Source organism: Streptomyces novaecaesareae (genome assembly GCF_000716875.1).
GTDB classification, from domain to species: Bacteria; Actinomycetota; Actinomycetes; order Streptomycetales; family Streptomycetaceae; genus Kitasatospora; species Kitasatospora novaecaesareae.
This window is the reverse complement of the sequence record NZ_JNWQ01000058.1, coordinates 14,134-28,122: the sequence shown is the minus strand read 5'-3', so window position 1 is coordinate 28,122 and position 13,989 is coordinate 14,134. Positions and strand designations below refer to the sequence as shown.

At 72.3% G+C, this 13,989-nt stretch carries 11 protein-coding genes; 7 read left to right on the top strand and 4 right to left on the bottom strand.

What is annotated here, in order from left to right; all coding sequences use genetic code 11:
* Positions 1-89 precede the first annotated feature (89 nt).
* Positions 90-1,829, top strand: coding sequence for a protein kinase domain-containing protein (locus OP86_RS33010; RefSeq protein ID WP_078589384.1), 1,740 nt, complete (start codon positions 90-92; stop codon positions 1,827-1,829).
* 21 nt (positions 1,830-1,850) lie between these two features.
* Here OP86_RS33010 and OP86_RS21765 read toward each other — a convergent pair whose 3' ends face one another.
* Positions 1,851-2,951, bottom strand: coding sequence for a phosphotransferase (locus OP86_RS21765; protein WP_078589382.1), 1,101 nt, complete (start codon positions 2,949-2,951; stop codon positions 1,851-1,853).
* Positions 2,952-3,016: 65 nt separating this feature from the next.
* Positions 3,017-3,676, bottom strand: a complete 660-nt coding sequence (locus tag OP86_RS21760; protein WP_030057761.1) for a response regulator — start codon at positions 3,674-3,676, stop codon at positions 3,017-3,019.
* A 426-nt stretch (positions 3,677-4,102) separates the two neighbouring features.
* On the opposite strand from OP86_RS21760, the gene pdhA reads away from it, so the two are divergent.
* Genes pdhA through OP86_RS21745 form a run of 3 tightly spaced genes read left to right on the top strand, consistent with a single transcriptional unit; the run spans position 4,103 to position 7,725 of the window.
* On the top strand, positions 4,103-5,257 hold the full coding sequence (pdhA, locus tag OP86_RS21755; RefSeq protein ID WP_030057760.1) for a pyruvate dehydrogenase (acetyl-transferring) E1 component subunit alpha: 1,155 nt from the start codon (positions 4,103-4,105) through the stop codon (positions 5,255-5,257).
* Positions 5,257-6,231, top strand: coding sequence for an alpha-ketoacid dehydrogenase subunit beta (locus tag OP86_RS21750; RefSeq protein WP_030057759.1), 975 nt, complete (start codon positions 5,257-5,259; stop codon positions 6,229-6,231). Before pdhA ends, OP86_RS21750 begins: the two co-directional genes overlap by 1 nt.
* A 15-nt stretch (positions 6,232-6,246) precedes the next feature.
* Entirely contained in the window at positions 6,247-7,725 is a 1,479-nt protein-coding gene (locus tag OP86_RS21745; protein ID WP_030260147.1) for a dihydrolipoamide acetyltransferase family protein, read from the top strand.
* An 88-nt stretch (positions 7,726-7,813) separates the two neighbouring features.
* On the opposite strand, the gene OP86_RS21740 is transcribed toward OP86_RS21745, so the two are convergent.
* The gene (locus OP86_RS21740; protein ID WP_030057756.1) at positions 7,814-8,758 is read right to left on the bottom strand and encodes an LAETG motif-containing sortase-dependent surface protein; all 945 of its coding nucleotides are present in this window, start codon (positions 8,756-8,758) and stop codon (positions 7,814-7,816) included.
* Positions 8,759-8,963: 205 nt separating this feature from the next.
* Here OP86_RS21740 and OP86_RS21735 point away from each other — a divergent pair, with 205 nt between their 5' ends.
* The 3 genes from OP86_RS21735 to OP86_RS21725 all read left to right on the top strand — a co-directional run bounded on the left by OP86_RS21735 (position 8,964) and on the right by OP86_RS21725 (position 13,047).
* The gene (locus tag OP86_RS21735) at positions 8,964-10,187 is read left to right on the top strand and encodes a benzoate/H(+) symporter BenE family transporter (protein ID WP_033332852.1); all 1,224 of its coding nucleotides are present in this window, start codon (positions 8,964-8,966) and stop codon (positions 10,185-10,187) included.
* A 184-nt stretch (positions 10,188-10,371) separates the two neighbouring features.
* Positions 10,372-11,604: a M64 family metallopeptidase gene (locus OP86_RS21730; RefSeq protein WP_078589378.1), complete on the top strand. Its 1,233-nt coding sequence runs from the start codon at positions 10,372-10,374 to the stop codon at positions 11,602-11,604.
* Positions 11,605-11,673: 69 nt separating this feature from the next.
* Positions 11,674-13,047 (top strand): MFS transporter, encoded by a 1,374-nt coding sequence (locus tag OP86_RS21725; RefSeq protein WP_030057753.1) that lies wholly within the window; start codon positions 11,674-11,676, stop codon positions 13,045-13,047.
* 57 nt (positions 13,048-13,104) lie between these two features.
* Here OP86_RS21725 and OP86_RS35025 read toward each other — a convergent pair whose 3' ends face one another.
* Positions 13,105-13,953, bottom strand: a complete 849-nt coding sequence (locus OP86_RS35025) for a BRO-N domain-containing protein (protein WP_051863688.1) — start codon at positions 13,951-13,953, stop codon at positions 13,105-13,107.
* Positions 13,954-13,989: the final 36 nt, after the last annotated feature.

Sequence of the window (13,989 nt, the reverse complement as noted above, 5' to 3'; positions counted from 1 at the left end):
GCCACGGTCGCGTCCGGGAAGCGGTAGCGTTCGGGGATACGTAAGCGACAGGGCACCGCGATCCGAGCGAACGCCCGGGGCGAGGAGCGATGGCACAGACGCAGCAGCCGGACGACGACGCGGGTGCCCGAGCGGCCGGCCGGACCGGCGGAACGCCGAGGATCCCCGAGCCCGGCAGCCAGGCCGCGACCTCGGGGCTGCCGCCGTTCACCGGGGCCGGTGGCCCGCACACCCCCGGCCGCGGCACCGCCGCGCCGCTGAGCACCGTCGGCGACGGCCGCTACCGGCTGACCCACCGGCTCGGCCGCGGCGGCATGGCCGAGGTGTTCGCGGCCGAGGACGTGCGGCTGGGCCGCACCGTCGCGGTCAAGCTGCTGCGTGGCGAGCTGGCCCAGGACGACGTCGCCCGGCTGCGGTTCACCCGCGAGGCACACGCCGTCGCGGCCCTCAACCACCACTCGATCGTCTCGGTCTACGACACCGGCGAGGAGTACGTCGGGGACGAGTCCACGCCGTACATCGTGATGGAGCTGGTCGAGGGCCGGACCGTCCGCGAGCTGCTGGCGGACGAGGAGGCGCCGCCGGTCGACCAGGCGCTGATCATCATCGCCGGGGTGCTGGAGGCGCTCGCCTACAGTCACCGGAACGGCATCGTCCACCGCGACATCAAGCCCGCCAACGTGATCATCACGACCACCGGCGCGGTCAAGGTGATGGACTTCGGCATCGCCCGCGCGCTGACCGGCGGAGCCACCACGATGACCCAGACCGGCATGGTCATGGGCACCCCGCAGTACCTCTCGCCCGAGCAGGCGCTCGGCAAGCCGGTCGACCACCGCTCCGACCTGTACGCGGCCGGCTGCATGCTCTACGAACTGCTCACGCTGCGCCCGCCGTTCACCGGCGACACCCCGCTCTCGGTGGTCTACCAGCACGTCCAGGACCCGCCGGTGCCGCCCTCGCAGGCCAACAGCCGGGTGCCGGTCGGCCTCGACCCGCTGGTGCTGCGCTCGCTCGCCAAGAACCCGGACGACCGCTTCCAGGACGCCGACGAGTTCCGCGCCCACGTGCAGCACGCGCTGCGCGAGATGCACGGCGCGGGCGGGGCGGGCTGGGCCGGCGTCCCGGGCGACAGCGGCGCCACCCAGGTGCTCCGGCCGGACCAGACGGCGGCCACCGCCGCCTTCGGTGCCGTCGGGGCGAGCGACCAGACCTCCGTGCTGCCCTACTCGACGGGCGGCCCGCACACCCCCTTCACGCCCTACCCGGCGTCCGGCGGCCCGTACGGCGGTGGCGGCGACGGCGGTGACGGGGACGACCACGACCACGACCACGACCACGGCCGGCGGCGCGGGCCGTGGGCCTGGGTGGCCGGCGGGATCGCGGTGCTGGTCGCGGCCGGTGCCGGGATCGCGTTCGCGCTCAGCGGCGACGGCGGCAACAAGGACCACGTCGTGCCCCCGACGCCCGCCCCGGTGGTCAGCACGACCGAGACGACGGCGCCCTCGCAGAGCGGCCTGCCCAGCCCGCCGGCGACGGTCTCCGGCAGTAAGAAGCCGCAGCAGCCGACCGAAACCGGCAACAGCGGGAACAACAGCGGGAACACCGGCAACAACCTGTCGCCGTCGCCGAGTTCGAGCAAGCACACGCCGACCCCGACGCCGACGGCGAGCGCCACCCACACGCAGACGGGCAGCGCGTCGGCGACCCCGACGGGCGGGTCGACGGGCGGGTCGACGCCGACCTCGGGCGGCGGGGGCAGCACGCCCACCAACCCGCCGCCGAAGCCGGACCCGAAGCCGACGGGGACGCTGCCCGCCGGGACCTGACGCGGTCGGCCGGCGGCGCGGTCAGTTGGCGAAGGCGTCCAGGACCTGCTCGTACTCCTGGCACCACCACGCCAACTGGCCCGCCGAGGCGGGGTAGAGCGGGTCGGCCCGGTGGTCGGCCCGCTGGTAGCGCCACTGCAGCATCCAGAAGTCGTTCAGCCGCTCCCACCAGACCCGGTGGGCGGCGGCGGCCAGGTGCTCGGCGGTGGCTGCGCCGCAGGCCCGGTAGGCCTGGGAGTAGCGGCGCACCCGGACCAGGTCGAGGGTGCCGGACACCCGGTCGTTGAAGAGCAGCGTGGCGGCGCGGACGGCCTCCTCGGCGCGCGGCTGCGGGCCGAGCTTGTCCCAGTCCAGGACGGCCGCGACCCGGCCGTCCTCCGGGCCCTCGCCGTACAGCAGGTTGAGGCCGTGGAAGTCGCCGTGGGTCCAGCCGGTGGGCGGGGCGGCCTGCGGGGCGGGGCGGCGGTGGGCGTGGTCGGCGAGCAGTTCCAGCCGTTCCGTGAGCCGTTGCTCGACGAGTGCGTCGAGTTCGCCGTACGGGCGGTGCTCGCGGGCGCTGCGCCGCAGGTCGCGGGCGAGTCCGGCGCTGTCGGCGGGGTCGGCGCTGAGGTAGCCGGCGGGCTGTTCGAAGGGGGCGCAGACGTCGTCGAGCGCGCCGTGCAGTCGGCCGAGCAGCGCGCCGAGCGCCTCGCACTGCGACGGGTCGAGCTCGGTGCCGTGCCGGTGCCGGCCGTCGACCCAGGGGAAGAGGGCGAACATCCGGCCGCTCCAGGAGGCCACCGTGCCCGAGCGTCCGGCGCAGGCCAGCGGGGGTGCGACGGGCAGTCCGAGGGTGTTCAGCGCGGCCATCGCGCGGTGGTGGGCGAGGATCTTCGGACGGCTGGCGGTGGCGGTGTCGACGTAGCACTTCAGGAAGTACTCGCCGGCCTCGGTGGTGACCCGGTACCCCCGGTTCAGCAGGCCTTCGGCGACCGGTTCGGCGGTCAGCAGGCGCCCCACCCGGTAGCGGGCCAGGACCTCGGTGAGAGCGTTGTGCGGGACGGGCGGGCTGAGGGTCCCTATCGGTGGTGCGGAGAGGTCGGGGCGGGCCGGGGCGCAGGCGAGGGTCTGGCTGAAAGTCACAGCCAGAGGTTATGGCCCCCTGGCGGGGGTCCTTGACAAACCGTCAGGTCTGTGAAACTGCCCGGTCAGTACTGGTGATCGGCCTGGTGTCGCGCCACGAAGGCGGCCGCTTGGGTGCGTCGCTCCATGCCCATCTTGGCGAGCAGGCTGGAGACGTAGTTCTTCACCGTCTTCTCGGCCAGGTGCAACTCGTTGCCGATCTGGCGGTTGGTCATCCCCTCGCCGATCAGATCGAGGATCCGCCGCTCCTGCTTGGTGAGTTGGGACAGCCGCTCGTCCTCCTTCTCGCCGCCGTCGCGCAGCCGGGCGAGCACCCGGCTGGTGGCGACCGGGTCGAGCAGCGAGCGGCCGGCCGCGACGTCGCGGACGGCGGTGATCAGGTCGGTGCCGCGGATCGCCTTCAGGACGTAGCCGGAGGCGCCCGCCATGATCGAGTCGAACAGCGCCTCGTCGTCCGAGAACGAGGTCAGCATCAGGCACTTGATCTCCGGCAGCCGGGACCGGATCTCGCGGCAGACCTCGACCCCGTTGCCGTCCGGCAGTCGGACGTCGAGGACCGCGACGTCGGGGTGGACCGCCGGGATCCGGGTGAGCGCCTCGGCGGCGGTGCCGGCCTCGCCGACCACCTCGATGTCGTCCTCGACCGAGAGCAGGTCGTGCACGCCCCTCCGGACGACCTCGTGATCATCGAGCAGGAATACCCGGATTTGTCCGTTATCAGTCACGACCAAAGCCTCCCATATCACCGTAGGAAAGACCTATCGCGCGCATCGTCGTAAAGATGTGATCCGGCCAGGCCCCGCCCAAACCGATACCGGGAACCCCCTTACGTACGGGCGTCCGCCCGGATAGCGTGCGCTGGTGTCCTGAAGGCGCTCGAATTGAGAGCTGCGTCACGCCGTCCGTCACCCCCACCCTTCCGACGACGACCCGAACGCGGCACCCTCGGGGTTGTAGGCCCTGAACAAGTAGGACGTCCTAGCGCAAGCGCGCCAAGGGCGGACGCTGGGTAACGTTCTCGTGAGGGACGCCGTCGGAACAGGATCACCACCTGCCCCGCAGTAGGTGCGCACACCCACGCGCGCCCCGCGAGGCGGTGACCGGACCGGTCACCGGCGACCCCGGGCGGCCGGACAGACCGAGGAGTGAACGTGACCGTCAAAAGCACGGCGAGGGCTCGCAAGAAGGCGGCCCCCGCTGTCCCTGACACCCTCCGCGCCACGGGTACGGACGCCCAGCCGGAGCTCGTCCAGCTGCTCACGCCGGAAGGCGAGCGGGTCGAGCACCCGGACTACCCCCTCACCACCACTCCGGAGGAGCTGCGCTCCCTCTACCGCGACCTGGTGCTGGTGCGCCGGTTCGACGGCGAGGCCACCGCGCTGCAGCGCCAGGGCGAGCTGGGCCTGTGGGCCTCGCTGCTCGGCCAGGAAGCCGCCCAGGTCGGCTCCGGACGCGCCATGCGCACCGGCGACTACGCCTTCCCCACCTACCGCGAGCACGGCGTGGCCTGGTGCCGCGACGTCGACCCGCTCAACCTGCTCGGCATGTTCCGCGGCGTGAACCACGGCGGCTGGGACCCGAACGAGAAGAACTTCCACCTGTACACCATCGTGATCGGTGCGCAGACCCTGCACGCCACCGGGTACGCGATGGGCATCACCAAGGACGGCACCGACGACGCGGTGATCGCGTACTTCGGCGACGGCGCCTCCAGCCAGGGCGACGTCAACGAGGCCTTCACCTTCGCCTCCGTCTACAACGCGCCGGTGGTGTTCTTCTGCCAGAACAACCAGTGGGCGATCTCCGAGCCCACCACCACCCAGACCAAGATCCCGCTGTACCGCCGCGCCTCCGGCTTCGGCTTCCCCGGCGTGCGGGTCGACGGCAACGACGTGCTGGCCTGCCTCGCGGTCACCCGCTGGGCGCTCGATCACGCCCGCAGCGGCAACGGCCCGGTGCTGATCGAGGCGTTCACCTACCGGATGGGCGCCCACACCACCTCCGACGACCCCACCCGCTACCGGCACACCGAGGAGACCGAGGCCTGGAAGGCCAAGGACCCGATCTCCCGGCTCCGCGCCCACCTGGAGAAGGAGGGCCTGGCCGACGAGGAGTTCTTCGCCGCCGTCGACGCCGAGAGCGAGAAGCTGGGGCTGCGGGTGCGCGAGGGCGTGCGCAGCATGCCCGACCCGGACCCGACCCTGATCTTCGACCACGTGTACAGCGAGCCGCACGCGTTGGTCGATGAGGAACGGGCCGAGTACGTCGAGTACGCGGCGTCCTTCGAGGCGGGGGAGAAGCACTGATGGCCGGTCAGCTGAGCATCGCCAAGGCGCTGAACGGAGCGCTGCGCAAGGCGCTGGAGAACGACCCGAAGACCCTCCTCATGGGCGAGGACATCGGCAAGCTCGGTGGCGTCTTCCGGATCACCGACGGCCTGCAGAAGGACTTCGGCGAGGGCCGGGTGATCGACTCCCCGCTCGCCGAGTCCGGCATCGTCGGCACCGCGATCGGCCTGGCGCTGCGCGGCTACCGCCCGGTGGTGGAGATCCAGTTCGACGGCTTCGTCTACCCGGCCTTCGACCAGATCGTCTCCCAGCTGGCGAAGATGCACGCCCGCGCACTCGGCCACGTCAAGATGCCGGTCACCATCCGCATCCCGTACGCGGGCGGCATCGGCGCGGTCGAGCACCACAGCGAGTCGCACGAGGCGTACTTCGCGCACACCGCCGGTCTGCGCGTCGTCACCCCGTCCAGCGCGCACGACGCGCACTGGATGCTGCGGCAGGCGATCGAGTCGGACGACCCGGTCATCTTCCTGGAGCCCAAGCGCCGTTACTGGGACAAGGGCGAGGTCGGCGACACCGCCGACCTGGGCCTGCACGAGGCCCGCGTCGTCCGGCCCGGCACCGACGCGACGCTGATCGCGTACGGCCCGATGGTCAAGGTCTGCCTGGAGGCCGCCGCGGCCGCCGAGGAGGACGGCCGCCGGCTGGAGGTCGTCGACCTGCGCTCGCTCTCCCCGGTGGACTTCACCACCCTGGAGGAGTCGGTCAGGCGCACCGGGCGGGCCGTCGTGGTGCACGAGGCACCGGTCTTCCTGGGCATGGGCGCCGAACTGGCCGCCCGGCTCACGGAGAAGTGCTTCTACCACCTGGAGGCACCCGTCCTTCGGGTCGGCGGCTACTACGCGCCGTACCCGCCGTCCCGCGTCGAGGAGGCCTTCCTCCCCGACCTGGACCGCGTGCTCGACGCCGTCGACCGCGCGCTCGCGTACTGATCCCGGGGAGCGAAGATGACCACCGAAGTTCGCTCGCTCCGCGAGTTCAAGATGCCCGATGTGGGCGAGGGCCTCACCGAGGCCGAGATCCTCAGCTGGTACGTCAAGCCCGGTGACACCGTCACCGACGGGCAGGTCGTCTGCGAGGTGGAGACCGCCAAGGCGGCCGTGGAACTGCCCATCCCGTTCAACGGGGTGGTCGAGCAGCTGTACTTCCCCGAGGGCGCGACGGTCGACGTCGGCACCGTGATCATCTCCGTCGCGGTCGCCGGGGAGGCGGGGGCCGCGGCTCCCGCCGCCCCTGCTGCCCCGGCCCCTGCCGCGGCTCCGGCTGCGGCCGCGGAGGAGGAGGCCGTGCCGGAGCGCCGCGAGGTGCTGGTCGGGTACGGCCCGCGCACCGGCGTCACCCAGCGCCGGGCGCGGCGGACGACCACCAAGGTCGCCGCGACGACGCCGGCTCCGGCCGCGCCCGCCCCGGCGGCGGTCGCTCCGGTCGCTCCGGTGGTCCCGGCTGCTCCGGTGGCCGAAGTGCCTGCCGGGGAGCGGCCGTTGGCGAAGCCGCCGGTGCGCAAGCTGGCGAAGGACCTCGGCGTCGACCTGCGCACGGTGACCCCGACCGGCCGGGACGGCGTGATCACCCGCGAGGACGTGCACGCGTACGCCGCGGCCCAGGCCGCTCCGGTGGCCCCGGCGACTCCGGCGACTCCGGCGGCTCCGGCGGCTCCGGCGGCCCCGGTGGCCGGGACCGTCGCGGCCGAGCCGGTCGTGGCGCCGGTGCTCGTGCCCACCGCGGGCGACGTCCGGGTGCCGATCAAGGGCGTCCGCAAGGCGACCGCGCAGGCGATGGTGGCCTCGGCCTTCACCGCCCCGCACGTCACCGAGTTCGTCCAGGTCGACGTGACCCGCACGATGAAGTTCGTCCGCCGGCTCAAGGAGAGCGGCGAGCTGGGCCGGGACGTCCGGGTCAGCCCGCTGCTGATCGTCGCCAAGGCGCTGCTCACCGCGATCAAGCGGCACCCCGAGATCAACGCGCAGTGGGACGAGGCGGCCCAGGAGATCGTCATCAAGGGCCAGGTGAACCTCGGCATCGCCGCGGCCACCCCGCGCGGCCTGATCGTCCCGAACATCAAGGACGCCGGGTCCAAGACCCTGACGGGGCTGGCCACTTCGCTCGGCGAGCTGGTCGAGACCGCCCGCCAGGGCAAGACCTCGCCGGCCGACATGCAGGGCGGGACGGTCACCATCACCAACGTCGGCGTCTTCGGCGTCGACACCGGCACCCCGATCCTCAACCCGGGCGAGGCCGCCATCCTGGCCTTCGGCGCGGTCCGGGAACTGCCGTGGGTGCACAAGGGCAAGGTCGTCCCGCGCCAGGTGACCACGCTGGCGCTCTCCTTCGACCACCGCCTGGTGGACGGGGAGTTGGGCTCCAGGGTGCTGGCCGACGTGGCCGCTCTGCTGGAGCAGCCGAAGCGCCTGATCACCTGGGGCTGACGGCCCGTCCGGCCTGAGACGGAAGGAGGGGCCCTCCACCGCACCGCCGTGCGGAGGAGGGCCCCTCCTTCGTGTGCCCGCCCTTCGACTACCGCTGGGGACGGAGTCGACGGACGACGATCAGGACGCCGGCCCCGAGGGCGAGGAGCGCGGCGGAGGACAGGGCGAGGAAGGTGGTGGTGGAGGAGGAGCCGGTCTGCGCCAGCTCGGGGGTGCCGGCGGGCGCGGTGGTGGCCGGTGCGGCGGACGGGGTGGTGGCCGGTGCGGCGGCGGGGGCCTTGGCGGGCTCGGCGGCCTTGGCGGCCGGGGCCTTGGTCCGGTCGCTGGCCGGCTCGGCCTCCTTGGTCGGCGCGGGCTTGGGCTTGGCCGGGGTGGTCGGCTTGGTGGTCTCGGCGGCTGCCTGACGGACGACCTTGACCGTCGTCATGGCACCCGGGAAGCTGCCGCTGCCGCCGTAGACCTGGAGCTCCTTGACGTCCTTGGGGGCGTCGGCCGAGATCGAGACCCGGAACAGGTAGCGGCGGGCGTGGCCGACCGTGAGCGGCTCGGCGAGGGACTCCAGCCCGGTGGCGTGGATCGCCGGGTCGCAGCTGCCCTTCATGGTCAGGTGCTTCCACTGGCCATGGTTCATGACGTCCACGCTGACCTGGGACGGCCTGGGGGTGGCGCCGCTCGGGTTGAACAGCCCGAAGCCGGCAACGGCCTTGTGGAAGTCGGCCTTGCTGAAGTTCGCGATCTCCACCCCGAACTCGACCTTGGGGCCGCCGATGGTGATCGTGGTCGGGGTGGGGCTGATGAAGGCGGAGTTCGCACCGGGGCCGTGCAGGTCGAAGTCGTTGTCCTGGGTGACCTCCTGGGAGACCGGCGCGGTGTCGGCGGCGTCGACGCCGTCCCCGCAGGCCCAGGCGGTGTCGGTGGCGAGGAGCTGGATGCCGCCGGCGAGGACGGTGGCGGCGGCGAGGGTGGCGATGCGGCGGCGGCCGGAGAAGGCGCGGTCGTTCTTCGCAAAACGGGTGATAACGGACGTGCGCATGACGTGACTCCCCAGGGTCATGTGACTGACGGTGTGTTGGTGAAGACGACCGGCCCCGCTCCTCGTGAGCGGAAGCGCCCCCCGGCTCTGCCGGTCTCGCTCTCCGTGCCTTCATCCGTAAAGACGCGCATCCCCGGGAGGGGTTGCAGGTGAGTTCAAAAGATTTTTTCGGGAGTCTTCCGACGGGCTTCGGGATACTGCCGGAATGACGGATGAGCTGACAGTCCGACCGGAGACGCCGCCGGTCGGGAGTGGGGATCGCCGGTCGCTGCGGCGGGACGTGTCGGGGCCGGCGCTGCTGGCGGGGCTGGTGTGTGTCGCGGTGTCGTTCTCGGGGCCGCTGGTGGTGGTGCTCGCGGCGGCGGCCGCCGGACGGCTGGACGCGGCGCACACGGCGTCCTGGATCTGGGCGGTGGCGATAGGCAGCGGGGTGAGCGGCTTCGCGCTGAGCTGGTGGACCCGGACGCCGGTGATCACCGCCTGGTCCACCCCGGGAGCCGCGCTGCTGGTGACCAGCCTGGGCGACTACCCGTACCGGGACGCGATCGGGGCGTTCCTGGTGAGCGCGGCGGTGGTCGCCCTGTTCGGGGTGACCGGCTGGTTCGGCCGGCTGATCGCGGCGGTGCCGGTGGGGATCGTGAACGCGATGCTGGCGGGCATCCTGTTCTCCTTCGGCGCCGGGATCTTCGGCGCCGTGCACAGCGCGCCGGTGCTGGTGGTCGGCAGCTTCGCGGCCTTCCTGCTGGCCAAGCGGTTCGCGCCGCGGTACGCCGTACCGGTCGCGCTGGCGGTCGGCGGGGTGCTGGCGGCGCTCACCGTCGGCCTGCCGCTGCACCTGGGCTCGGGCGGGCCGACCGTACCGGTGCTGACGGTGCCGACGTTCTCCTGGGCGGCCCTGGTGGGGTTGGCGCTGCCGCTCACGATCGTCACCCTGGCCTCGCAGAACGCGCCGGGCCTCGGGGTGATGCGGGCCTTCGGCTACCGGGCGGACGACCGGCTGCTGATCGGCTCGACGGGTGTGGTGTCGATGCTGATGGCGCCGTTCGGCTCGCCCGGGGTGAACCTGGCGGCGATCACGGCGGCGATCTGCTCGGGCCCCGACGCCCACCCGGACCCGCGCCGCCGGTACGTCGCGGGGATGTCCTCGGGTCTGCTCTACGTGCTGGTGGGCAGCTTCGGCGGGGTGCTGGTGAGCCTGTTCACCGGGCTGCCGAAGGAGCTGATCGCGGTGATCGCCGGGGTCGCGCTGCTCGCCTCGCTGCAGGGCAGCCTGGCCGCGGCGGTCGCGGCGGAGCGCGGGCGGGACGCGGCGGTGGTGACCTTCCTGGCGAGTGCGTCGGGGATGAGCCTGTTCGGCATCGGCTCGGCCTTCTGGGGGCTGCTCTTCGGGCTGGGCACCCACCTGCTGCTGGACTTCCGGAGGAGCTGAGAGGGAAAGGTTGTTGGTATGACACGCATGATCTGGATGGCCCGTATGGCCGGGAGGATGCGGATCGTTCGGCCAGGTCGGTGACATTTGCGTCCGCCGGTGGGGGCGACACGCCGGTCCGGGTACGTCTCCGCTCCACCACCCGGGCGACGCCGGGTGACCGGAGCCCCGAGGACGCACCCGTATGCCGCCTGGCAACCCTGGCCGTCTCGTTCGGAGTCTGGCCGCCTTCGTGCTGGTGTCCACCGCCGTACTCCCCGCCGCCCTGGAGCTGGTCGGCCCCTCGCCGTTCGGCGTGATCGGGCCGGGGGCCCCGGCCGACCGGGCGGTGCCGCCGCACACCGCGCTCCGCGCCGACCAGCGGATACCCGTCGCCGCCCCCACCGTCGACATACGCCGCACCGGGGACCCGGCCAACCGGATCACCCTGGTCCTGCTCGGCGACGGCTACACGGCAGGGGAACAGGACCTGTTCCGGCAGCAGGCCGACAAGGCCTGGCACGCACTCATGGACATCGAGCCCTTCCGCACCTACCAGGGCTTCTTCAACATAAGGCGGGTCGAGGTGGTCTCCCCGGCTTCCGGGATAGCCGAGACCGAGAGCCGCGGCCGCAACCCGGCCACCCCGCTCGGCATGCACTTCTGGTGCGAGGGCACCGCCCGGCTGCTCTGCGCCGACGAGGCCGCCACCGCCCGCTACGCGGGGGAGGGCACCGGGCCGCAGTACCTGATCGCGCTGGCCAACTCCACGGAGTACGGCGGCGCCGGCGGCACCGGAGTGACCACCCTGGCGGGCGGCAGCCCGGACGCCGGGCGGATCATCCAGCACGAGATCGGGCACACCGTGGGGGACCTCGGCGACGAGTACGACAGTGCCCCGGACGACGCCGACTACCCGAACCTCTCCACCCTCAACGCCGACGACATGCGCAAGAAGCAGACCAAGTGGTGGCGCTGGCTGGGCGCCGACTCCCCGGACGGCGCCGGGACCGTCGGGGCGTACCGCAGCGCCAACGGCCTCTACCGGCCCACGCCCGACTCCGTGATGCGCACCCTGGGCAGCACGTACAACCTGCCCTCGCGCGAGGCGATCGTCGAGGAGCTGTACCGCAGGGTCCGCCCGACCGACGCCCCGCTGCCGGCCCCCGGCGAGGTCACCGGGCGGCCCCGGCTCGACGTCCGGCCGCTGCCGCTGACCGGCCCGCGGCAGTTGAAGGTGGAGTGGAAGGTGAACGGCGTCGCGGTGGCGCCGCAGTCCGCCGACGGCTCCTGGCTGGACACCGCACAGCTCGACCTGGCCCCCGGCCGGACGGCCACCGTGACGGCGACCGTCCGGGACACCACGGACTGGGTGCGGGACGAGGGCTTCCGGGACCGCTACATGACCCGGTCGGTGTCCTGGACGCTGGCCGGCTGAGACCGGGGAGCACCGCTGCGAACCCCGCCCTGAGCGTCCAATCATGGGATGACTAATCTGGGTCGCACTATGCCCGTGGAGCCCGCCCGTTCAGCCCCGCCCCTGTCCGTCCCCGCTCCCCGATCCACCGCCGAGCCCGTTCCCGCGCCCCCGTCGCCGCCCGGCGGCCGCGCGGCCTGGCTGGCCTGGTCCATCGGCGTCAGCGTCTACATCCTGGCCGTCATCCACCGCACCAGCCTCGGCGTGGCCGGCCTGGACGCCGCGGACCGCTTCGGCATCGGAGCCTCGGCGCTCTCCACCTTCTCGATCCTCCAGGTGCTGGTCTACGCGGCCATGCAGATCCCGGTCGGCCTGCTGGTGGACCGCTTCGGGCCGCGCCGGGTCCTGCTGCTCGGCGTCGTCCTGCTCAGCACCGGCCAACTGGCCTTCGCGTTCAGCTCCTCCTTCGCCCCCGCGCTGGCCTCCCGGGCGGTGCTCGGCTGCGGCGACGCGATGACCTTCATCAGCGTGCTGCGGATCGCCGCCCGCTGGTTCCCGGCCGCGAAGAACCCGTTCGTGGCGCAGCTGACCGGCCTCGCCGGCATGGGCGGCAACCTGATCACCACCGTGGTGCTCGCCCAGGCCCTGCACAGCGAGGGCTGGACGCCCACCTTCACCGCGATCGCGGTGCTCGGCGTCGCGGTGTTCGCGCTGGTCGCGCTCTTCCTCAAGGAGGCGCCGACGGCTGCGGTACGGACGGTGGAACAGGCGGCGGGCCCGTCTGCGGTCCTGTCTGCGGCCCCGACGGCGGCCCGGCCGAAGATCGGGCGGCAGGTCCTCGCCTGCTGGCGGGAGCCGGGCACCCGGCTGGGCCTCTGGGTGCACTTCACCACCCAGTTCCCCGGCAACGCCTTCGGCCTGCTCTGGGGCCTGCCGTACCTCGTCCAGGCGCAGGGCATGTCCCGGGCCGGAGCCGGCGGGATGCTGACCCTGCTGGTGCTCAGCAACATGACCTTCGGCTTCGTCTTCGGCCGACTGCTCTCCGCCTCGGCCCGCGCCCGGATGCCGATCGTGCTCACCGCCATCGCCGCCACCGCCCTCGGCTGGGCCCTGGTGCTGGCCTGGCCCGGCGGGCACCCGCCGATCTGGCTGCTCGTCGGGATCATCCTGGTCATGGGCAGCAACGGCCCGGCCTCCCTGGTCGGCCTGGACTACGCCCGCTCCCGGAACCCGGCGGAACGCCTCGGCACCGCCTCCGGAATCGTCAACATGGGCGGCTTCATCGGCACGATGATCACACTGCTCGGCATCGGCGTCCTGCTCGACGCCCTCTCCCCGGCCGGCGCCGGCGGCTACTCGGCCGACGCCTTCCGCTGGGCGTTCTGCTGGCAGTACGTCCCGCTGGCGGTGGGGACGGCGATGATCCTGCGGCTTCGGCGGAAGGTCGCGGCGGCGGGGGCGTAGGGTTTCCGACCTGCGGAAACGATGGAGACCCTCGTTCGGAACAAGGGTTTCCCGCTCCTACAGCCCGATGCCTCGGAGAACCTCGGTGATCTCCGGAGGTCGCCCGTAGAGCTGGACCCGGTCGATCACGCAGAGCACAGTGCCCTCCGGGGGCATTGCCGGTGCTGGAGCCGAAGACGTCGTTGGTCGCGTCGGTTGCACTGCTGCCGCGTTCCGCAGGCGAACCAGGTCCACCAGCTTCAGCTTCGGGCAGCCCGGGACGACCCGGCTGCCCCGGATGCCGACCCGCTCCCCGCCCGGACAGGCGAAGTACGCACCGAACGGTGGCCCGCTGTCCTCCTCCCGGCTCGGCAGGTGGAGGACCATCTCGCCGTGCCGGCAGTGGACCGTCCCGTCCGAGTGGACGGTCAGCCCGGGCCAGTCCTCGTGGTCGATCTCCGCGACGATCTGCACCTGCTGCCCGATCGCCTCGGCCAGGGTCTCCGCCATCCGCCGCTGCTGGGTGGGGATGTCGGCGTCCCCGCGGCGAATGGAGGGGAGGAGGTTGCTCGTGACCCATTCTTGGAACGGCTGGGCACTGGGTTTCCTCGACCTCATGACGAGAAGGTAGAGCCCTGCCTCACTCACGAGGCTCAGCAATGGATTTCCACGGACGGATCCATTCCCACCTGCGGAAACGTCGTATGAGTGAGTTGAACTCACCCATACCGAGCGCATGTCGACGGTTCGCTTGTCGTCGGGGCCGACCATCTTGATGGCCCAGCCCGGGCTGCCGCGGTCAAGCACGGCGCAAACGTCTTTGGTCGCGAACCACGGCTCCCCGTCGATCATCACGACTCTGATCGGCTGCCCCGTGACCGGGAAGCTCGACCGCACCAGCACCATCGTCTTCTGTTCGTCGTCCATGGGGATGCCCCTCGCTCTTCCGGGTGATGGCTGGAC

Excerpts from the sequence above, each read along its gene's own strand:
- OP86_RS21750 (WP_030057759.1), top strand. The coding sequence starts at position 5,257 with ATGGCCGGTCAGCTGAGCATCGCCAAGGCGCTGAACGGAGCGCTGCGC.
- OP86_RS33010 (WP_078589384.1), top strand. The coding sequence starts at position 90 with ATGGCACAGACGCAGCAGCCGGACGACGACGCGGGTGCCCGAGCGGCC.
- OP86_RS21740 (WP_030057756.1), bottom strand. The coding sequence starts at position 8,758 with ATGCGCACGTCCGTTATCACCCGTTTTGCGAAGAACGACCGCGCCTTC.
- OP86_RS35025 (WP_051863688.1), bottom strand. The coding sequence starts at position 13,953 with ATGGACGACGAACAGAAGACGATGGTGCTGGTGCGGTCGAGCTTCCCG.
- OP86_RS21725 (WP_030057753.1), top strand. The coding sequence starts at position 11,674 with ATGCCCGTGGAGCCCGCCCGTTCAGCCCCGCCCCTGTCCGTCCCCGCT.
- OP86_RS21745 (WP_030260147.1), top strand. The coding sequence starts at position 6,247 with ATGACCACCGAAGTTCGCTCGCTCCGCGAGTTCAAGATGCCCGATGTG.
- OP86_RS21735 (WP_033332852.1), top strand. The coding sequence starts at position 8,964 with ATGACGGATGAGCTGACAGTCCGACCGGAGACGCCGCCGGTCGGGAGT.
- OP86_RS21730 (WP_078589378.1), top strand. The coding sequence starts at position 10,372 with ATGCCGCCTGGCAACCCTGGCCGTCTCGTTCGGAGTCTGGCCGCCTTC.